Source organism: Streptomyces sp. NPDC023573 (assembly GCF_055559735.1).
The window spans coordinates 163,407-182,484 of the sequence record NZ_JBVHKB010000003.1 but is presented as its reverse complement, the minus strand read 5'-3'; the positions used below and the strand labels follow the sequence as shown (position 1 = coordinate 182,484).

Genomic DNA, 19,078 nt, shown 5'->3' with positions numbered 1-19,078 from the left:
CTCAGCTTGTACGCGCGGGCGTTCGGAATATTTTCCCCCAAAGGGAGGGCGCGCGACCTCAATGACGTCCGCTAGCCCCGAAAGCCACGGGAAGAGACGTTATTTCCGCCAGAATGGCGCCCCTGAACGTCCTACGTGACACAAGGGACCGCGCATGAGACTGACCGACATCTCGCTCGACTGGTTGCTTCCGGGCGCCGTACTGCTCGTGGGGGTTCTGGCGGCGGTGACGGTGGTCGCGCGCGGCAAACGCGCCGCCGAAAAGGCCACGGCCGACGACAGCTGGGAACGCAGCGAGGAGCGCCGCAGGCGCAAGGAGGCGCTTTACGCGACCGCCTCGTACGTCCTGCTGTTCTGCTGTGCCGCAGTCGCCGCCGCCCTTTCCTTCCACGGGCTCGTCGGCTTCGGCCGGCAGAATCTCAATCTCTCCGGAGGCTGGGAGTACCTCGTTCCGTTCGGGCTGGACGGGGCCGCTATGTTCTGTTCCGTGCTCGCGGTACGCGAGGCCAGCCACGGTGACGCCGCTCTCGGCTCCCGGCTGCTGGTGTGGACGTTCGCGGGTGCCGCCGCCTGGTTCAACTGGGTGCACGCACCGCGCGGGATGGATCACGCGGGCGCCCCGCACTTCTTCGCGGGTATGTCGCTCTCGGCCGCCGTGCTCTTCGACCGCGCGCTGAAGCAGACCCGCCGGGCGGCCCTGCGCGAACAGGGCCTGGTGCCCCGCCCACTGCCGCAGATCCGGATCGTCCGGTGGCTGCGTGCCCCCAGGGAGACCTTCGGCGCATGGTCGCTGATGCTCCTCGAGGGTGTACGCACCCTGGACGAGGCGGTGGACGACGTCCGCGAGGACCGTCAGGAGAAGGAGCAGAGCCGGCACCGCAGGAGGGACCAGGCCAAGCTGGACCGGGCCCACATCAAGGCACTGAACCGGCAGAACCGGGTCTGGGGGCGCGGCGTCCGGGCGGGCCGCCAGGTGGACGTCCAGGCCCTCGTCCCGGCACCGGGCGGGCCTCCGGCCGTGGAACCCGCCGTGACGGAACCGGGACAACTGCCACTGCGTCCCCGGCCATCCCTCCAAGCCGTGAACGGCTCGAACTCCAGGAGCACTTCGGCACAGACCACCAGCGGTGAAACCGCGACCGTCGACCTCACGGCCGAGGACGACACCCAGGCCCTGCCCCGGCTCGATTCGCTGGAGCAGAAACTGAAGGACCTGGAGCAGCAGTTCGGCTGAGCGTCAGGCCTTCCCGGCGTTCAGCTCGAACCAGACGACCTTGCCCAGGGCCTGCGTCGTGACTCCCCAGGAGTCGGCCAGGCTCCGGACGAGGATCAGTCCCCTGCCGTGCGTACCGTCGTCGGCGTTCGGTACGTACGGCGCGGGCTCCTGTCCGGTCACGAAATCGCGCACCTCCACCCGCACCCGCGCGGGCGCGGAGGTCACCGTGACCACGGCGCCGTTCCTCGTGTGGATGAGGGCGTTCGTCACCAGCTCGCTGAGCAGGAGTTCCGCCACCTCCGTCTCCTCCGGCCGTCTTCGGCTCCGCAGGAACTCCCGCAGCGCCCCGCGTATCTCCCCCACGGCCGACAGATCGGCATGGCCGACTCTGCGGTGCAGCCGCATGGGCGGGCTCTCCTGTCGCTTCGCCCTCTCCCCCGTACGCACGCTGAATCGGCCTCCCCGGCTTCCGTTTCATGACGTCATGTCTCGAACACCGTCCCGGGATGCATGCCCCACTGGGCCGCGGTCACGCGTCCCGAGGCATCAACATATGAACGGGTGGCCGCGCCACCCCCGACCGGCGGCCGGCGGGTTACGTTTTCGTACTCACCGTTAACTTCCCAAAAATTCACTCGTGTTGGCGTTGACGGATGGGGATCTACGCGCGTCATCATGGTGGACATGCGAATCCCCCCACGGATCACCACGCTCGGCGGCATCGCCGCCCTCCTGTCCGTCCTCTTCGTCGGCGGCCCCGTCACGGCATCGGCCGCGACGGCTCCCTCGACCGCCGCGGTCGGCAGCATCTGCTACTCGGCGCTGCCGTCCCAGGCCCACGACACGCTCGACCTCATCGAGGCGGGCGGCCCGTTCCCGTACGAGCAGGACGGCACCGTCTTCCAGAACCGGGAAGCCCTGCTGCCCAGTCAGAGCACGGGTTACTACCACGAGTACACCGTCATCACGCCCGGCTCCCCGGACCGCGGCGCCCGCCGGATCGTGACGGGCGAAGAGGCCGAGGAGGACTACTACACCGCGGACCACTACGAGTCCTTCGACCTGGTCGACCACGGCTGCTGAACCGCACCCCCACGGACCGGTCCGCGCCGTAGTCCCCCACCTGCGGCGCGGACCACCGGACCGGCGTCGGGAGAACACGCGCTTGTACGCTCCACGCATGACCGTGACCTATGTGATCGACGGCTCCCGGATCACCGGCCTGGACAGTTTCTGGGATGTGGTCGGGGAGGCGGTGAACGGCCCGGGCGGCCGTTTCGGCCGCAATCTGGACGCCTTCGCGGACTGCCTCGGCGGCGGTTTCGGCACGCCGGAGGACGGGGCCTTCGTCATCGAGTGGCACGACCACGCCCGCTCCGCCCACGCACTGGGCCACGAGGAGACCGCCCGCCGGCTGGTGGGTCTGCTTCCCCGCGTCCATCCCACCAACAAGGCACGAGTCGAGCGTGAGCTGGCCGAGGCCCGGGCGGGCCGGGGCCCGACGCTCTTCGACCAGCTGGTCGCGATCATCAGGGAGCGGACCGGGCCAGGGACCCTACGGCTGATGTGAGCCCGCAGCGGCCACGCCGGTCTCCTCCCGTACGTGGTGCCGGCCGATGGGAAGCATCAGCGGTCTGCCGGAGACCGGGTCCTCGATGATGCGGCTCCGGAGGCCGAACACCGTCTCCACCGTCTCTTCCGTCAGCACCTCGGCGGGGCGACCGGCGGCGTGGATGCGCCCCGCCGCGAGGGCGATGAGGTGATCGGCGTACCTGGCCGCCAGATTGAGGTCGTGCAGAACCATCACGACGGTCGTCCCCCGCGTCCGGTTCAGGTCGGTCAGCAGGTCGAGCACCTCGACCTGATGGCTGGCATCGAGGAACGTGGTGGGCTCGTCGAGCAGCAGCAGATCCGTCTGCTGGGCCAGCGCCATGGCGATCCAGACCCGTTGCCGCTGGCCGCCGGAGAGCTCGTCCACCGCGCGGTCGGCGAGTTCCACGGTCTGCGTGGCCTCCAGGGCGGATGCCACGGCGGCGTCGTCCTTCTCGCTCCAGCGCGTGAACACTCCCTGGTGGGGGTGACGCCCGCGGCCGACCAGGTCCAGCACCGTGATGCCTTCGGGCGCGATCGGTGACTGCGGCAACAGCCCGAGTGTGCGGGCGAGTTCCTTGGCGGGCATCCGGTGCACCTGCCGGCCGTCCAGGAGCACCTGTCCCTCGCGGGGGCCGAGCAGCCTGGACATCGAGCGCAGCAGTGTCGACTTCCCGCAGGCGTTGGCACCGACGATGGCCGTGACCTCTCCGGGCGGCACCGTCAGATCGAGGGACTCGACGACCACGCGGTCGCCGTAGCCGAGCGTCAGCCGCTCGGCGGTGAGGGAGTGGGACGTGGTCATATCGAGCCTCCAGCCCGATGGGTGCGGACAATCAGGTAGACGAGGTACGGCGCGCCGAGCACCCCGGTGACGACGCCGACCGGGTAGCGGGTGTCGAAGGCGAACTGTCCGGCGAAGTCGGCGACGAGGACGAGGAGCGCGCCGACCAGTCCGGCGGGCACCAGGAGTGAGCCCCCCGCACCGACGATCCGGGCGGCGATCGGACCGGACAGGAACGCCACGAAGGCGATGGGGCCGGCGGCGGCCGTGGCGAAGGCGATCAGGCCGACGGCCGCGACGATGACCGTGATCCGGGTGCGTTCGACGCGGACTCCGAGGGCCGAGGCGGTGTCGTCGCCGAGCCGCAGGGCGGAGAGGTTACGGCCCTGCGACAGCAGGACGGGGGTCAGCACGGCGACCGCCGCCAGGGCGGGGACGGTCTGGTCCCAGCCCGCGCCGTTCAGGCTGCCCGTCAGCCAGCGCGTGGCCTCCTGGAGGTCCCACTCGGCCGCGCGGGACAGGACGTAGGAGGTGATGCTGTCGAGCATCGCGGAGATCCCGATGCCGATGAGGATCAGGCGCGTGCCGACGACCCCGTCGCGGAACGCCAGCGTGTACACCAGCAGGGCCACGACGAGTGCGGCGATGATCGCCAGGACCGACACCTGGGTCTCGTCGAGCGACAGGGTCACGATCGCGATGGCCGCGGCGGCGCTCGCCCCCGAGCTGATGCCGATGACGTCGGGGCTGGCGAGCGGGTTGCGCAGCATCGTCTGGAAGGTGACTCCGGCCATGCCGAAGCTGAACCCGGCCGTCACGGCGAGGACCGCGCGCGGCAGTCTCAACCGTCCGACGGTGAACGACGCCCCGGGCACCTGCTCCCCGAGGATCACCCTCATCACGTCGCCGGGCGGGTAGAAGGTCTGGCCGGCCATCAGCGTCACGGCGAAGGCGGCGACCACGAGCACGGCCAGGACCAGCGCGACGAGGCGTCGGCGGGAGGCGTTCCTCACGCGTCCGCGGGTGACCTCGTGAAGGACGGAGGGCCGGGTGACGGCGGGGGCGCTCACAGGGCACGCACTTTCTGACGGCGGACGGTCCAGATGAAGAACGGGGCGCCGATCAGCGCCGTCACGATGCCCACGTCGACCTCGGAGGGCCGCGCCACGATCCGTCCGACGACGTCGGCGGCGGTCAGCAGCACCGCCCCGGTCACCGCGGAGAGCGGCAGCAGCCAGCGGTGGTCGACGCCGGCCATCATCCGGCAGGCGTGCGGGACGACGAGTCCGACGAAGCCGATCGGTCCGGCGGCGGCCGTCGCGGCGCCGCACAGGATGACGGCGCCGGCCGCCGCCGTGGCGCGGGCCACCCAGACGCGTTCGCCCAGTCCGGCGGCGAGTTCGTCGCCCAGCGCCAGCGAGTTCAGGGCCCGGGCGGAGAACAGGCAGATCAGGAAGCCGACCGCCAGGAACGGCAGCACATGTCCGATGCGTTCGAAGGACGCACCACCGACTCCGCCGATCTGCCAGAGCCGGAAGGAGCCCGAGATGTCGTTACGGGGCAGGACGACTGCGGTCACCAGCGAGGCGAACGCCGCTGAGGTGGCGGCGCCCGCCAGGGCGAGCTTGAGGGGTGTGGCGCCGCCACGCCCCAGGGAGCCGACGGTGTAGACGAACACGGCCGAGAGCGCCGCCCCGGCCATGGCGACCCAGACGTACCCGGTCGGCGAGGTGAGCCCGAAGAAGGCGACCCCCGTGACGACGGCCAGCGACGCGCCCATGTTGACGCCGAGGATGCCCGGGTCGGCCAGCGGGTTGCGGGTCACGCCCTGCATGACGCCGCCCGCCAGCCCCAGCGCGGCGCCGATCACCACGGCGAGAACGGTGCGCGGGATCCGCTTGGTGACGGCCGCCTGTTCCAGTGTGGCGTCCGCGCCGCCGAGGGCGCTCCAGACGTCGGACCAGGCGACGGTGCGCGAGCCGACGGCGACCGAGAGCACGGCCACGGCCGCGAGCACCAGCAGGGTGAGCAGCAGCCACAGGATCCGGACACGCGCCGGACGCCGCACCACGGCGGCGTCCGGAGTGTGTCGGGTGTCGAGCGTCGTCACTTGACCTTGTCCGCGGCCTTGGCGAGCTCGGCCACGTAGTCCTCCAGCACCCAGGAGATCGACAGCGGCGTGGGGTTCGCGGCGGTGGCCAGCGGGGCGCTGCCCGGCAGGAGGTAGACCGAACCGCGCTCGACGGCGGGAATCTTCGAGAGCAGCGGGTCCTTCTTCAGGGTCTCCAGCAGCTCACCCTTGTCGTCGCCGTATCCGGTGATGATGTCGACGTCGTCGAACGCGTCGATCTGCTCCGCGCTCTTGGTGAGCGAGAACTTCTTGTTGCCCTCGGAAGCCTCGGCGATGCTGCCGGGGGTGTCCAGACCGAGGTCCTCGAAGAACAGGGTGCGCGTGTCGTGGGTGGTGTAGAAGCCGACCTCGCTGACGTCGTTGGGGTCGACGTGCGTCATGAACATCGCCGACTTCCCCTTCAGCTGCGGGTACTTGGCGACCGTCTTCTTGATGTCGCCCTCGACCTCGCCGATCAGCTTCTCGCCCTCGTCGGCGAGGCCGATCGCCTTGCTGTTCATCTGGATGATCTCGCGCCACGGGGTGGCCCACGCCGCCTCCGGGTACGCCACCACGGGGGCGATGTCGCTCAGCGTCTCGTAGTCCTGCTTCGTCAGCCCGGAGTACGAGGCGAGGATGACGTCCGGCTCGGTGTCGGCCACGGCCTCGAAGTCGATGCCGTCGGTCTCGTCGAACAGGACCGGGGTCTTGGCGTCCAGTTCCTTCAGCTTGTCCTCGACCCAGGGCAGGACGCCGTCGCCGTCGTCGTCACCGAAGTTCGCGGCGGCCATGCCGACGGGTACGACACCGAGTGCCAGCGGCACCTCGTGGTTGGCCCAGTTCACCGTGGCCACCCGCTTGGGCTCGGACGGGATCGTGGTCTTTCCCAGCGCGTGCTCGATCGTCATCGGGAACGCGCCCGAGCCGGCCTTGCCGCTCGTGTCCTTCTCGGACTCGGACTCCCCGCCGCAGGCCGTGAGGCCCACCAGCAGGGCAGCCGCGACGGCGACTACGCGAAGGGGGTGTGGACGCATGGATCCGTACTCCAGTTTCGGGAAGGGCGGTGCTGCCTCGCACGACCGCGTGGGCGGTGCACCGGAAGCGCTCAAGACTTAGGTAAGGCTTGGCTTTCCTTTGACCTTATGAAACACACAGGGTTGTCGCAATCAACCGTTTCAGACATCGCTTGTAGCGATCGGGACATCAAAGAGGTGCGGCACCGCCGGCCGGCGCCGCGCAGCCCACGCTCAGCGGGCCCGGAACGCCCCCGGCGTCAGCCCCGTCGTGCGGCGGAAGGCCGCGCCGAAGGCGCTCGCCGAGCGGTAGCCGACCTCCTCCGCGACGGCCTCCACCTCCCAGCCGCGGGTGAGGAGTCCGACGGCGTGCTGCGCCCGGACCCCCGCGACCCAGCGCGCGAAACTGGTGCCGGTCTCGGCGTTGAAGGCACGGGTGAGCGTGCGGGCACTCACGCCCAGCTCGGCGGCCCACCGGGACAGCGTCCGCCGGTCGCCGGGGTTCTCACGCACCGCGTCGGCGATCGGGCGCAGCAGCGGAGACGTCGGGACCTGGACCAGCAGCTCGCGGGGGGACGGGGTGAGCACGTCCAGCACCATGGCCTCCGTCGCGGCCCGGGAGCCGGGGTCGAGGCCGGCGTCGCCGAGCCGTTCCAGCAGCAGGCGGAGCAGCGGGGTGATCTCGACGGCGACGGGGACGTCCGGGAGCGAGGGTGTCGTGGCACGGCCGAAGAAGGTCGCACGGAACCAGGTCCCGGCGACCGCGGAGCCGGAGTGCAGGGTGCCCGCCGGCATCCACAGGCCCAGCGTCGGGGTGATCGTCCAGGCCCGGGCACCCACCACGGCCATGGAGGAGCCGCGCTCGTTCCAGAGGAGTTCGTCCCAGGGATGGACGTGGGCGTTCCAGCTGGTGTCGTGCGCGACCGTCTCCTCGTAGCCGTGTATGACGAACGGCGCCCGCACCGTCTCCGGGTCCTGCGCCGGCACGGTGCGGGTCTGTCTGGTCACGGTGTGGCCCCCGGTCCGCCGGTGGGCGGCGCCGGGCCGTCACCGGCGGAAGGGGTCAGTCGCATGCCCTCACATTACCGAGCCCGCCGGGGCGCGACCGCACCCCGGCCACCCGCTCAGGGCCGCGGGACGTTACGGAGGTTGGAACGGGCCATCTGGAGCATCCTGCCGACCCCGCCGTCCAGGACGATCTTGCTGGCGGAGAGCGCGAAGCCGGTGACCATGTCGGCACTGATCTTCGGCGGGATGGAGAGGGCGTTCGGGTCGGTGACCACGTCGACGAGCGCCGGGCCCTTGTGCCGGAAGGCCGCCTTGAGCGCGCTCTCCAGCTGCTTGGGCTTCTCGACCCGCACCCCGTAGGCCCCGGCGGCCCGCGCGACCTCCGCGAAGTCGGGGTTCTTGTTGGTCGTGCCGAACGAGGGCAGCCCCCCGACCAGCATCTCCAGCTCGACCATGCCCAGCGAGGAGTTGTTGAAGAGGACGACCTTCACCGGCAGGTCGTACTGGACGAGCGTGAGGAAGTCGCCCATCAGCATGGTGAATCCACCGTCGCCGGACATCGACACGACCTGCCGGTTCCGGTCGGTGAACTGCGCTCCGATCGCCTGGGGCAGGGCGTTGGCCATCGAGCCGTGGCTGAACGAACCGATCACCCTGCGCTTGCCGTTGGGCGTGAGATAGCGGGCGGCCCACACGTTGCACATGCCGGTGTCGACGGTGAACACGGCGTCGTCGTCAGCGAGTTCGTCGAGGACCGAAGCGACGTACTCGGGGTGGATCGGGATGTGCTTGTCGACCTTGCGGGTGTACGCCTTGACCACGCCCTCGAGCGCGTCGGCGTGCTTCTTCAGCATCCGGTCGAGGAACTTGCGGTCGGTCTTGACCTTCACGCGCGGGGTCAGGGCGCGCAGTGTCTCGCGCACATCGCCCCAGACGGCCAGGTCGAGCTTGGACCGCCGGCCCAGGTGCTCCGGGCGCACATCGACCTGGACGATCTTCACGTCGTCCGGGAGGAACGCGTTGTACGGGAAGTCGGTGCCCAGCAGGATCAGCAGATCGCACTCGTTCGTGGCCTCGTAGGCGGCCCCGTAGCCGAGCAGCCCGCTCATGCCCACGTCGTACGGGTTGTCGTACTGGATCCACTCCTTGCCGCGCAGCGCGTGGCCGACCGGGGACTTCACCCGCTCGGCGAACTCCATGACCTCGGCGTGCGCGCCCGCCGTTCCGCTTCCGCAGAACAGCGTCACCCGTCCGGCCTTGTCGATCATCGCGCACAGCTTGTCGATCTCCTCGTCACCGGGTTTCACGGAGGGCCGGGAGGTGACCAGGGCGTGCTCGATCGACTTCTCCGGGGCCGGCTGCGAGGCGATGTCACCCGGCATCGACACGACGCTGACGCCGCCGCGGCCGATCGCGTGCTGAATCGCGGTCTGGAGGAGCCTCGGCATCTGCTGCGGGTTGGAGATCATCTCGTTGTAGTGGCTGCACTCCTGGAAGAGCAGCTCCGGGTGCGTCGCCTGGAAGTAGCCGAGGCCGATCTCGCTCGACGGGATGTGCGAGGCGAGGGCGAGCACCGGGGCCATGGAGCGGTGGGCGTCGTACAGGCCGTTGATGAGGTGGAGGTTGCCCGGCCCGCAGGACCCGGCGCAGGCCGCGAGGGTGCCGGTGATCTGGGCCTCGGCTCCGGCCGCGAACGCGGCGGTCTCCTCGTGCCTGACCTGGACCCACTCGATGGCGGCGTTACGCCGGACGGCGTCGACCACGGGGTTGAGGCTGTCGCCGACGACGCCGTACAGCCGCTTGACCCCCGCCCGCACGAGGATGTCGACGAACTGTTCCGACACGTTCTGCTTGGCCATGGGTGCGCACCCTCTCTGCCTCCGGCTGTCCGTCCCTCCATCAACCCATGGCGTGCCGGGTTACGCCTCCCAGACCGCCGCGCTCGTACGGTCGTCGGCGTACCCCTTGACCCTCAGCTGGGTGTCGGCCAGGTAGGCGGGCAGTCCGGGAGGGCCGTCGGCGGCCCAGCGCCGCGCGAGCTCCTCGGCGAGCGCCGGCTCCCCGCGCATGGGTTCGGCCAGGCCGTTTCCGCAGAGCAGCAGCGTGTCCCCCGGCCGTGCCACGGAGGCACGGAAGCGGAAGCGTTCCGCAGGCGGTGGCGGCGGGCTCCCGGCGTACGGGGGCCGGGCCGTGGTGATCTGCAGATCCATCGTCAGCCGGTCCCCGCCCGGACTCTCCTCGCTCGCCTCCGGGCCGGTCGCGGGGAGTACGGGGTCGAGGTCCTGCCAGACCCCGTCGCGCAGGCGGAAGAGCCCGCCCGGGCCGATGCCGAAGAAGACCCGGGTACGGCAGTCCGGGTCGGCGGACAGCAGCAGGCAGCGCAGGTCGGCGCTGTACGCGGACGGTTCGAGCCCCAGCTCGGCGGCCCGGCCGCGCAGCTTGCCGTAGGTGCGGTCGGTGAGGCGTTGCAGCCCCGACTTGAGGTCGCCCCTGCGTCCTGCCCTTATGTCGTCGGAGAGCCGGGCGTGACTGCGGGCGACGGATCCGCCGATCCAGCGACACGCGTCGGCGGCGGCGAGGCGGGTCCGTTCCGCGCCCCGGGCGCCGCCGGCCACCGCGACCAGGACCAGGGCGCTGTCCCCGGCGCCGAAGCGCGCGGTGAGGAGGGCGTCGCGGCGGGGCTCGCCCCGGAAACGCGCCGAGTCGCCGCGCACGGACGCGGCCCGCAGGGTGTACGTCCCGTGGTCGGCGCCGTCCAGGACCGTGTCGGGGACGAGACCGTCGATGTCGTCGGGACCGGAGGCGGGCAGCGCGGCCGGCTCGGCGTCGTAGGTGGGGGGCCGGTTTCCGATGTGGCCGACGACAGGACGTACGGGTGGGGCCGCGGGCGGCTCCGGCACGGCGGGCGGACCGGCGGCCGGAGCCCGTACGGCGAAGGTGCGCGGCCCGGGGGGCCCGGTGGGCGCCTCCCAGGGAGCGCGCCCGACCGCGACGGTGCGTGTGGGCGGGGGTTCCGGCGCGGGAGGCGGAGGCGGCTCCGGCGCGGGCGGGGGTGCCGGGGGCTCCGGCGCGAGCTCCGCTTCCGGCCGGCGCGGATCGGGCAGCGGCACCGTCGTGACCGGGTGGTCCACCTCCGCCACCTGGTCCGTCCCCGGCCCGCCCACGGCGTCCGCCGCGGAGTCGAAGCGGTCGTCGAGACTGTCGGCCGCACCGCTCGGCCCGGTGTCCGGCGCGGTCTCGTCGTACAGCGCCCGCCACCAGTCGTCCTCATGGGCGGCGGGCTTCTCCCCCTGCTGGCTCATGACCGTATTGTCGACCGCTCGGGGCGTACGAAACCGGGTCATCCGGAAAAGTGGCCCGGAAGTGGTTGCGAGGTTGGCCCGCCAGGCGTCCCCACCCCCCACGGGAAGGTCGCCCGGCGGGCCGGTCTGTGTTCTCAGCCCGCCGCCCGTGGCACGGTCGTCGCCGCGGTGGCGCCAGATTGTCAGAGTGGCGGGTGCTACGGGGCATGATGGGCCCGGCGGGTTTACGCCGTGGCTGTTTCCCGCCACCGCGCACTCCGTCCGACGGGCGCGGGAACGCGCGAGCACGAAGCCGGGGAGGGCCGAGGATGCTGTCAGCGATAGGTCTCGACGAGAGACAGGAAGCGGCCTACCGGGCACTGGTCACGGCCGGCGCCGCGGAGCTCTCAGGCCTCGCGCGCCGGCTCGCGCTGCCGGAGGCGGACACCGAGCGTGCGCTGCGCCGGCTGGAGCAGCAGGGGCTCGTCGCCCAGTCGTCGTCACGGGCCGACCGCTGGGTCGCCGCGCCGCCAGGAGTCGCCCTGGGCGCGCTGCTGACCCAGCAGCGCCACGAGCTCGAACAGGCGGAGCTGGCGTCCGCGCTGCTCGCCGAGGAGTACCGGGCGGAGGCCGCCGAGCCCGCGGTGCACGACCTGGTGGAGGTGGTGACGGGCGCGAGCGCGGTGGCCCACCGCTTCCACCAGCTGCAGCTGGGCGCCACGTCCGAGGTCTGCGCGCTGGTCACGGGGAAACCGATCGCGGTCACCGGGATGGAGAACGAGTCCGAGGAGCGGGCGGCGATGCGCGGCGTGTCCTACCGCGTGGTCGTCGAGCGCGACGTGCTCTCGCTGCCGTCCGGGATCGTCGAGCTTTCGGCGGCGCTCGGCCGGGACGAGCAGTGCCGGGTGGTCGACCGGGTACCGACCAAGCTGGTGGTCGCCGACGCCGCGCTGGCCATGGTGCCGCTGACCGGCCGGGGGGCCGAGCCCGCCGCCCTGGTGATCCACGCCAGCGGGCTGCTGGAGTCCCTGATGGGCCTCTTCGAGGCGGTGTGGCGGGACGCGATGCCGTTGCGGCTCGGCGGGAACGGGATCAGCGAGGAGAACGGGCCCGGCGCCGATCCGACCGATCTGGAGATCCTCTCGCTGCTGCTGGCGGGTCTGACGGACGCGAGCGTGGCGAAGCAGCTGGACCTGGGGCTGCGGACGGTGCAGCGGCGGGTGAAGGGGCTCATGGAGCTCACCGGGGTCACCACCCGGCTGCAGCTCGGCTGGCACGCGTACGAACGTGGCTGGGTGGCCCGCGCCCCGCGCTGACCGCGGCTTCGTGCGCTCGTGGGGGTGGCGCTGACGGGCGGGACCCGGCGTACTCCGGCACGCTGGTCGAATGAGTGTGTGGCAGCTCGTTGCCGTCGGGGCGGTGATGCTGCTCGGCCTGGTCGGCGTCCTGGTGCCGGGCGTGCCCGGGCAGGCGATCGTCTGGGCCGCGGTGCTCTGGTGGGCGCTGACGGACCCGACCCCGGTCGCCTGGGGTGTACTGATCGGCGCGACCTGCCTCCTGCTGCTGAACCAGGCGCTGAAGGCACTGCTGCCCTCGCGGCGCCCCCGCGAGTCGGGGGCGCCGCGCAGGACGCTGATGGCCGGCGGCCTCGCGGCGATCGCCGGCTTCTTCGTCATCCCGGTGGTGGGCGGGATCCTGGGATACGTGGGAGCGGTCTACGGTGCCGAACGCCTGCGGCTCGGCAGCCGGGCGGCCGGCTGGACGTCGCTCCGGTCGGTGATGAGGGCGACGGGGTATTCGGTGCTGCTGGAGCTGCTCTGCTGTCTCCTCGCGGTGGGGGCGTGGCTGGGCGCCGTCATCTGGGGCTGACGGCGGGAGGGGGCCGGAACCCCGACGCCGGCCCCGGCTCCCTCCGCCGCGCTCGTCAGCTCGTCCTGCCGCGCTTCATCGCCATGGCGGCCCGGCCCTCCGCTCCCCTGCGCTTCCACTCGCGCAGGGTCTCGGTGCGCAGCCGGGCGTCCGTCTTCGCCGCGATGCGGTGGTTCTCCCGGAGCAGCTTGCGGTAGCTGTCGAGGCGCCGTTCGGGCAGCGACCCGTCCTCGACGGCGCCGAGCACGGCACAGCCGGGCTCGGCCTCGTGGGCGCAGTCATGGAAACGGCACTGCCGGGCCAGGTCCTCGATCTCCGAGAAGACCTGGCCGACGCCGGCTTCCGCGTCCCAGAGGCCGACCCCCCGCAGCCCGGGGGTGTCGATCAGGACGCCGCCTCCCGGCAGCACGAGGAGGTTGCGCGTGGTGGTGGTGTGACGGCCCTTGCCGTCCACGTCCCGCGCCGCCCGCACATCCATCACGTCCTCGCCGAGCAGCGTGTTGGCGAGGGTCGACTTGCCGGCGCCGGAGGTCCCGAGCAGCACGCTCGTACCGCCGCCGACGATCGCGCCGAAGACGTCCACCCCCTCCCCCGTTGCGGAACTGACGGGGAGCACCTGCACACCGGGGGCGATGCGCTCGATGTCCTCGACGAGGTGGGACAGGGTCGTGGTGTCGGGGACGAGGTCGGCCTTGGTGAGCAGCACGAGCGGGTGCGCCTCGTACGTCCCGTGACCCGCGGGGCGGCCCGTGTCGCCGAGCAGAGCCGCGCCGGCGGTGCTGGACATGGCCAGCGCCAGGAACCGCTCCAGCCGTCCGAGGTCGAGCTCGACGGCGAGCGAGACACAGATGACGATGTGATCGATGTTGGTGGCGAGCACCTGGCCCTCGGAGCGCTGCGACGACGTCGAACGTACGAAGGCGGTACGGCGGGGCAGGAGCGTACGGACGAACTGCGGGTCACCGTCGGCGTCGACGGCCACCCAGTCCCCGGTGCAGACGATCCGCATCGGGTCGCGGGGCACCACGAAGGCGGTGTCCGCCCTGAGAGTGCCGTTCGGAGTGACCACGTCGCACCGACCGCGGTCGACCCGCACCACGCGTCCCGGCAGGAGTCCCTGCTCGGCGTACGGGGCGAAGGTTTCGGACCATGCGTCGTCCCAGCCGTACGGGGTCAGCGGGTGCGGCGGGGTGGAGGTTCGGGAGATGGAGAGAGACAAGGGAAACCCTTCACAAGGGCGGCCCCGGCACCGCGCGTTCAGGCGCGGAGGAAAGGTGAAGGTCAGCCGGCGGCCACGGGGGTGGGAACGATGCGCTTCGGGTCGTGGGCAGTGCCCACCGCAACGACAGTCATCAATGTCCTCACCTCCTGGCTCCTTGAACTGCGCACACCCTAGCCCGGGGGCTCCCCGGCCGGTCAACGGGTTTTCCGGACTGCCCCTCGCAGCGCACCGGATTGGACCGGGTTGGCAGAGATATTCCCCGATCAGGTGATACGCGTGCACAAGGACCGGTCTCGGGCCGTTAGTGTGCCGGACATGACCTCAGCCAAAGCCGCCACCGCCCCTTTCTCCCCAGCCCAGTTGGGCACCCAGATCCTGATCGGCTGGAGCGGCTCGAATCCCGGGACAGGGCGTGAGACCGCCTTCCTGCTCACCTACACCCTCGGCGACGCTCCGGGCGGACCGGAGGCCGGCGAGCGGGCCATGCGCACCGCGCTGGAGCGCAGTGGCCTGCGGGTGGGGGGTGAGACCCTGGACGCCTCGGATCTGCCGAGCCTTCCGGTGAAGCTGCTCGTCCAGGCCGGTCAGGCCGTCCTGACGCTGCCTCACTTCACGGCGCAGTACACGGTCCCGCCGGAGTGGCTGGCCGTGGCACGGTCGGAGGGCACGGTGCACGGGATGTTCGCCACGCGCCCCTGGCCCGCGGCCGTCCCCGGACAGCCGGTCGGTGAGGCTCTGCTGCGGTCCTTCGTGGGCGACCCCGAGGTCATCAGCACCTCCGCCCACTGCCTCATGCCGGTACGCAGCCTGGGCTGAAGCGCTCCCTGGCCCGCACGGACGGTGCCCACCACCCCCCGTGGAGTGGTGGGCACCGCCGTGTGCGCCACGCAGCCGAATGCGGGCGGCCCTCAGGCGATACGCCGGGAGCCGCCCGCATTCGATGGTGTCAGTTGTTGCCGACGCCGTTGCCGGAGAGAACCGGGATGTCCGACAGGATGTGCGACAGCGGCTCGTCACCCTTGGCCTGGGTGGAGTTGTCGGTGCACTGCTGGTTCTGCGGGTTCGACAGGACGTTGACGTCCTGGACCGTGATCGGGACGAGCCCGATGAGCGAACCGACGTTGGCCTTGGCCGGCAGGCCGACGCAGAGCTTGTTCAGCGAGCCCTGGACGAGGCTGAGCTGCGGGCTCATGTCGCCTTCGGTCTCGCTGTTGCCGAACTCGGACTCGGCACCGTTGCCGTTGACCGTGGTGGTGCCGCGGTCGTCGCCGATCGCCATGGCCGAGGGGGCCGCGGCCGCGGAAAGACCGATCAGGGACACGGCCACAGCGGCGGCGGCGGTCATCTTCTTCATTGCGCTTCACCTTTCGGAGCGTCCCGTTGTGGAACGTACTGTTAACCGAATTCGGAGGGTTTGGTTCCGCTACACCACTCGAACGAGTTGGATCACGCTTCCAGGTCGACGCGACCCCTACCCGCGACCCTCTTCCGCGCGCGCCGCGGGGACGAAGGCGCCCCTCCGGCCTCGCGCCGAGCCGCGGGTCCCCTGCGGGCCGGGCGACGCGTCCACCGGGCCCGGTCCGGCGTCGCGCCGTGCCGCTGCCTGCCATTCGGCGAGCAGCCGGTCGTAGATGGGCGTGCGGCTTTCGGGCGACCGGTCGGGTCCGGGGGCGTGATGACTGTCGTACGGGTCCATGAGGCGCATCTACCCGGCCGCGCCGGTGGCGTGGGCCGCGGATGAGGCATCCGGCCCCATTCCCGCACTATCGGGCTACCCGGCATGCGGACCGGCGGACGGACGGCCGGGCGCGCGGACAGACGTGTGGGGCCGCTCCGTCCCCGGCGGCCGGCCGAGGTCGGCCGCTGCACGGACGGAACAGCCCCACACGTCTTCACGAACTACGACGAGGCGGGAAACGGTGCACCCTGACCGGAATGGCGCAGGGGGAGCCGGAGTCGCGCGGTGTCAGTTGTTGCCCGCGCCGTTGCCCGAGAGCAGCGGGATGTCGTTGAGGATGTGCGACAGCGCCTCGTCACCCTTGGCCTGGGTGGAGTTCTCGGTGCACTGCTGGTTCTGCGGGGAGGACAGGACGTTGATGTCCTGGACCGAGATCGGGACGAGCCCGAGGAGCGAGCCGATGTTGGCCTTCGCGGGCAGCGCGATGCAGGGCTTGTTGAACGAACCCTGGATCAGGCCGATCTGCGGGCTCATGTCGCCGTGCGTGCTGCTGTTGCCGTAGTACTGGTCGGCGCCGTTGCCGTTGACCGACGTCGTGCCGTTGTCGTTGCCGATCGCCATGGCCGAGGGGGCCGCGGCGGCGGAAACGCCGGCGACGGAGGCGGCGACTGCCGCCGACGCCAGAATCTTCTTCATCATGAAACTGTGCCCTTCTGGTATTTCTGTTGCCCGCCTGTCCGGAGCATTCTGTTCAACTCCGCCCGGTGCCGATGGTTGCGCCATTTCACCCGAACGATTTCCTCGGCCGGACGCCGCGTAATGCGCGGTTATCCGGTCACAGGTGCAGCGCGGAGTGAAGGGGCGGGCCAGGCGTCGCGCGGTGGTTCAGCCGCCCAGCGGCAGCCCGCCCATGAGCGGCCCCGCAGCTTCGGCCACACCGGTCACCGCGTCGGCCGACCTGCTGATCGTGCCGTCCTCGTGAACCGCTCCGGCGGTCTGTCCGACCGCGTCCACCACGGGGTTCACCACCTGGTCGGGGATCTGCGGCGCGGTCGACGTCAGCTCGTTCACACCGGTGGTGAGGCTCATCCTCGGCGCCGTGGGGGTGGGGGCCGCGAAGGCGGGAGCGGCCGCTCCGAGAGCGGCCACGGAACCTGCGACAACGGCTACGGTCTTCGCGTACTTCACGTTCTCAATTCCCTTCTGCGGGCGGCGTCCGCCGCCTCTGCCCGGGACAACGACCAAGCCGCGTGCGGGGAAACTGCGCGCACCGGGATTTCCTCGCGGGGGCCTGGAACGGGACAGCGAGAAGGCCCCGGGGCGGTGTAGGCGCTCCGGGGCCCTCTCATGATGAGCCGTCGGCTCGAACGACAGAAGATCAGTCGTTGACGCAGGTGTTGCCGAAGGCGGGGTTGAGCAGACCGATCACGTTGATCGTGTTGCCGCAGACGTTCACCGGAACGTGGATCGGAACCTGCACGACGTTGCCGGACAGGACGCCCGGGGAACCGACCGCGGCGGCACCGGCACCGGCGTCAGCCATGGCCGGGGCAGCGGCGCCGAGCGCCATGAGGGTTCCGGCGGCGACGGCGGCAACCTTGGTGTACTTCACTTTGATCCCTTTCTGCAGCGGAGTCCTGGGCGGACACGTCTTTCGTGCCGCACGAGCGATTACCTGAATGCGCTCGTGACTCCGGAGCTGTAATCCGTAACGATTGGCGGGCGGCACCGAAACGCTATGGGAGCCGTTTCTCGAAAAACCGCCCGAATGCTGCAGGCCCGGGCCGCGCGATGGAGGAGTGTCGGCGGCCCGGGCCGGTCGTTGAGGCCCGGTCAGCTGTTGCCGGCACCGTTCCCGGAGAGAACCGGGATGTCCGACAGGATGTGCGACAGCGGCTCGTCACCCTTGGCCTGGGTGGAATTGTCCGTGCACTGCTGGTTCTGCGGGTTGGACAGGACGTTGACGTCCTGGACCGTGATCGGGACGAGCCCGATGAGCGAACCGACGTTGGCCTTGACCGGGAGCGCGACGCAGGGCTTGTTCAGCGAACCCTGGACCAGGCTGAGCTGCGGGCTCTGGTCACCCTTGGTCTCGCTGTTGCCGAACTCGGACTCGGCACCGTTGCCGTTGATCGACGTCGTACCGGTGTCGTCACCGATCGCCATGGCGCTGGTCGCCGAGAGACCGAGGATGGAGGCGGCGACGGCGCCCGTAGCCAGAACCTTCTTGATCACGATGAACCCTTCTCGTACCGAGTGCCCCGCAGCGGAGCACCCTGATCAACTGGCCGCCGGGCGTTTGGTTCCCCCCGTTCACCCGAATGCCAGAACTCCGCCTCCGGACGAACACACGTACGTGACCCTTTCGGGTGGTTACATAATTTCCACCGATCTCCAAGTTTCCCCCGCATCCTCCGCGTCGTTATGGATGCGTCCGCGTCGTTGGAATGACCGCCATCAGGGTCACCGCCCACGCGAATTTCCCGGAGAAGGGCATGTAATGCGACAGGTTCTGAATAAAAGCATGATCGTCATGGCGGCGGCGTCGGGCATCCTGACCGCCGCGGGCGGTTACGCCCACGCCGACGCCTCGGCCGACGGTGTTGCCGCCAACTCCCCCGGTGTCGGTTCGGGTAACGCCGTGCAGGTTCCGGTGCACGTTCCGGTCAACCTCTGCGGCAACACCGTGGACGTGATCGCCCTGCTCAACCCGGCCTTCGGCAACACCTGTGCGAATGTCAGCTCGGGCGACGCACACGAGGAGGAGCACGGCGACGCCTACGGTGACGAGCACGGCAGCTCCCAGGGCGGCGGGCAGGGCCACCAGGGCTCCGGCGCGAGCGCCGAGGGCCAGGCCGTCGGCTCCCCCGGTGTGCTGTCCGGCAACCTGGCCCAGGTCCCGCTGGACGTCCCGGTGAACGCCTGTGGCAACACCGTCGACGTGGTCGGCCTGCTGAACCCGGCCGGCGGCAACACCTGCGTCAACGACAGTGGTTACGAGCACCCGCCGGTCGACCCGCCGGTGGTGGAGCCGCCGACCGTCGAGCCCCCGACCACCGAGCCGCCCACCTCGAAGCCGCCGGTCCAGCCCCCGGCCGAGGAGCCGCCGGCCGGTAACCCGGGTCCGAACACGCCTGACACGCAGCTGGCCCAGACCGGTGCGGGCGACATCGGCATGGCCGCCGGTGCGAGCGCCGCACTGCTGCTGGGCGGCGCGGTGCTCCTGCGCCGCACCCGCGGTTCGCGTAACTAGTCCGGAACGAGCGGAGGGGCCGCCCGGCAGCAGAGATGCTGCCGGGCGGCCCCT

At 70.9% G+C, this 19,078-nt stretch carries 21 protein-coding genes; 7 read left to right on the top strand and 14 right to left on the bottom strand.

The genetic code is table 11. The features are described from left to right. Positions 1 to 154: 154 nt before the first annotated feature. Positions 155 to 1,234 carry a DUF2637 domain-containing protein gene (locus ACZ32T_RS11495; protein WP_467263923.1) on the top strand — a complete coding sequence of 360 codons (1,080 nt, stop codon included), beginning with the start codon at positions 155 to 157 and terminating at the stop codon, positions 1,232 to 1,234. Between the two features lie 3 nt (positions 1,235 to 1,237). Here the strand turns inward: ACZ32T_RS11495 and ACZ32T_RS11490 are convergent, their stop codons facing one another. Beyond that, positions 1,238 to 1,621, bottom strand: coding sequence for an ATP-binding protein (locus ACZ32T_RS11490; protein WP_467263921.1), 384 nt, complete (start codon positions 1,619 to 1,621; stop codon positions 1,238 to 1,240). A 279-nt stretch (positions 1,622 to 1,900) separates the two neighbouring features. Between ACZ32T_RS11490 and ACZ32T_RS11485 the strand changes: the two genes are divergently transcribed. Both ACZ32T_RS11485 and ACZ32T_RS11480 read left to right on the top strand, forming a co-directional pair. After that, positions 1,901 to 2,299 (top strand): guanyl-specific ribonuclease, encoded by a 399-nt coding sequence (locus ACZ32T_RS11485; protein ID WP_467263919.1) that lies wholly within the window; start codon positions 1,901 to 1,903, stop codon positions 2,297 to 2,299. A gap of 97 nt (positions 2,300 to 2,396) precedes the next feature. After that, positions 2,397 to 2,786 carry a barstar family protein gene (locus ACZ32T_RS11480; RefSeq protein WP_467366473.1) on the top strand — a complete coding sequence of 130 codons (390 nt, stop codon included), beginning with the start codon at positions 2,397 to 2,399 and terminating at the stop codon, positions 2,784 to 2,786. On the opposite strand, the gene ACZ32T_RS11475 is transcribed toward ACZ32T_RS11480, so the two are convergent. The 7 genes from ACZ32T_RS11475 to ACZ32T_RS11445 all read right to left on the bottom strand — a co-directional run bounded on the left by ACZ32T_RS11475 (position 2,772) and on the right by ACZ32T_RS11445 (position 11,023). Continuing rightward, the gene (locus ACZ32T_RS11475; protein WP_467263914.1) at positions 2,772 to 3,611 is read right to left on the bottom strand and encodes an ABC transporter ATP-binding protein; all 840 of its coding nucleotides are present in this window, start codon (positions 3,609 to 3,611) and stop codon (positions 2,772 to 2,774) included. The two genes, ACZ32T_RS11480 and ACZ32T_RS11475, sit on opposite strands and share 15 nt — an antisense overlap. Continuing rightward, positions 3,608 to 4,660: a FecCD family ABC transporter permease gene (locus ACZ32T_RS11470; RefSeq protein WP_467263912.1), complete on the bottom strand. Its 1,053-nt coding sequence runs from the start codon at positions 4,658 to 4,660 to the stop codon at positions 3,608 to 3,610. The genes ACZ32T_RS11475 and ACZ32T_RS11470 overlap by 4 nt, the downstream gene beginning before the upstream one ends. After that, positions 4,657 to 5,700: a FecCD family ABC transporter permease gene (locus ACZ32T_RS11465; RefSeq protein ID WP_467263910.1), complete on the bottom strand. Its 1,044-nt coding sequence runs from the start codon at positions 5,698 to 5,700 to the stop codon at positions 4,657 to 4,659. The genes ACZ32T_RS11470 and ACZ32T_RS11465 overlap by 4 nt, the downstream gene beginning before the upstream one ends. Continuing rightward, positions 5,697 to 6,734: an iron-siderophore ABC transporter substrate-binding protein gene (locus tag ACZ32T_RS11460; protein WP_467263908.1), complete on the bottom strand. Its 1,038-nt coding sequence runs from the start codon at positions 6,732 to 6,734 to the stop codon at positions 5,697 to 5,699. The genes ACZ32T_RS11465 and ACZ32T_RS11460 overlap by 4 nt, the downstream gene beginning before the upstream one ends. A gap of 213 nt (positions 6,735 to 6,947) precedes the next feature. Continuing rightward, positions 6,948 to 7,721: a helix-turn-helix domain-containing protein gene (locus tag ACZ32T_RS11455; RefSeq protein ID WP_467263906.1), complete on the bottom strand. Its 774-nt coding sequence runs from the start codon at positions 7,719 to 7,721 to the stop codon at positions 6,948 to 6,950. 116 nt (positions 7,722 to 7,837) lie between these two features. Next, positions 7,838 to 9,580, bottom strand: a complete 1,743-nt coding sequence (locus ACZ32T_RS11450) for a pyruvate dehydrogenase (RefSeq protein ID WP_467263904.1) — start codon at positions 9,578 to 9,580, stop codon at positions 7,838 to 7,840. Positions 9,581 to 9,640: 60 nt separating this feature from the next. Continuing rightward, entirely contained in the window at positions 9,641 to 11,023 is a 1,383-nt protein-coding gene (locus tag ACZ32T_RS11445; protein WP_467366471.1) for a protein phosphatase 2C domain-containing protein, read from the bottom strand. Positions 11,024 to 11,331: 308 nt separating this feature from the next. Here ACZ32T_RS11445 and ACZ32T_RS11440 point away from each other — a divergent pair, with 308 nt between their 5' ends. Next, positions 11,332 to 12,318 (top strand): helix-turn-helix domain-containing protein, encoded by a 987-nt coding sequence (locus ACZ32T_RS11440; RefSeq protein ID WP_467263900.1) that lies wholly within the window; start codon positions 11,332 to 11,334, stop codon positions 12,316 to 12,318. A 70-nt stretch (positions 12,319 to 12,388) separates the two neighbouring features. Then, positions 12,389 to 12,871, top strand: coding sequence for a DUF456 domain-containing protein (locus ACZ32T_RS11435; protein ID WP_467366469.1), 483 nt, complete (start codon positions 12,389 to 12,391; stop codon positions 12,869 to 12,871). A 55-nt stretch (positions 12,872 to 12,926) separates the two neighbouring features. Here ACZ32T_RS11435 and rsgA read toward each other — a convergent pair whose 3' ends face one another. Further along, positions 12,927 to 14,090, bottom strand: coding sequence for a ribosome small subunit-dependent GTPase A (gene rsgA / locus ACZ32T_RS11430; RefSeq protein WP_467366467.1), 1,164 nt, complete (start codon positions 14,088 to 14,090; stop codon positions 12,927 to 12,929). Positions 14,091 to 14,408: 318 nt separating this feature from the next. Here rsgA and ACZ32T_RS11425 point away from each other — a divergent pair, with 318 nt between their 5' ends. Beyond that, a complete protein-coding gene (locus ACZ32T_RS11425) occupies positions 14,409 to 14,909 on the top strand; it encodes a DUF5949 family protein (RefSeq protein WP_467366465.1) in 501 nt (166 codons plus the stop codon). A gap of 130 nt (positions 14,910 to 15,039) precedes the next feature. Here ACZ32T_RS11425 and ACZ32T_RS11420 read toward each other — a convergent pair whose 3' ends face one another. The 5 genes from ACZ32T_RS11420 to ACZ32T_RS11400 all read right to left on the bottom strand — a co-directional run bounded on the left by ACZ32T_RS11420 (position 15,040) and on the right by ACZ32T_RS11400 (position 18,006). Next, positions 15,040 to 15,447 (bottom strand): rodlin, encoded by a 408-nt coding sequence (locus ACZ32T_RS11420; protein ID WP_467263894.1) that lies wholly within the window; start codon positions 15,445 to 15,447, stop codon positions 15,040 to 15,042. Between the two features lie 612 nt (positions 15,448 to 16,059). Continuing rightward, the gene (locus tag ACZ32T_RS11415) at positions 16,060 to 16,470 is read right to left on the bottom strand and encodes a rodlin (RefSeq protein WP_467263890.1); all 411 of its coding nucleotides are present in this window, start codon (positions 16,468 to 16,470) and stop codon (positions 16,060 to 16,062) included. A gap of 186 nt (positions 16,471 to 16,656) precedes the next feature. Beyond that, the gene (locus tag ACZ32T_RS11410) at positions 16,657 to 16,959 is read right to left on the bottom strand and encodes a hypothetical protein (RefSeq protein WP_467263888.1); all 303 of its coding nucleotides are present in this window, start codon (positions 16,957 to 16,959) and stop codon (positions 16,657 to 16,659) included. 190 nt (positions 16,960 to 17,149) lie between these two features. Further along, a complete protein-coding gene (locus ACZ32T_RS11405) occupies positions 17,150 to 17,383 on the bottom strand; it encodes a chaplin (RefSeq protein WP_467263887.1) in 234 nt (77 codons plus the stop codon). A gap of 221 nt (positions 17,384 to 17,604) precedes the next feature. Further along, positions 17,605 to 18,006 carry a rodlin gene (locus tag ACZ32T_RS11400; RefSeq protein WP_467263885.1) on the bottom strand — a complete coding sequence of 134 codons (402 nt, stop codon included), beginning with the start codon at positions 18,004 to 18,006 and terminating at the stop codon, positions 17,605 to 17,607. Between the two features lie 265 nt (positions 18,007 to 18,271). Between ACZ32T_RS11400 and ACZ32T_RS11395 the strand changes: the two genes are divergently transcribed. Further along, positions 18,272 to 19,024 carry a chaplin gene (locus tag ACZ32T_RS11395; protein ID WP_467366464.1) on the top strand — a complete coding sequence of 251 codons (753 nt, stop codon included), beginning with the start codon at positions 18,272 to 18,274 and terminating at the stop codon, positions 19,022 to 19,024. The last annotated feature ends 54 nt before the right edge of the window (positions 19,025 to 19,078 follow it).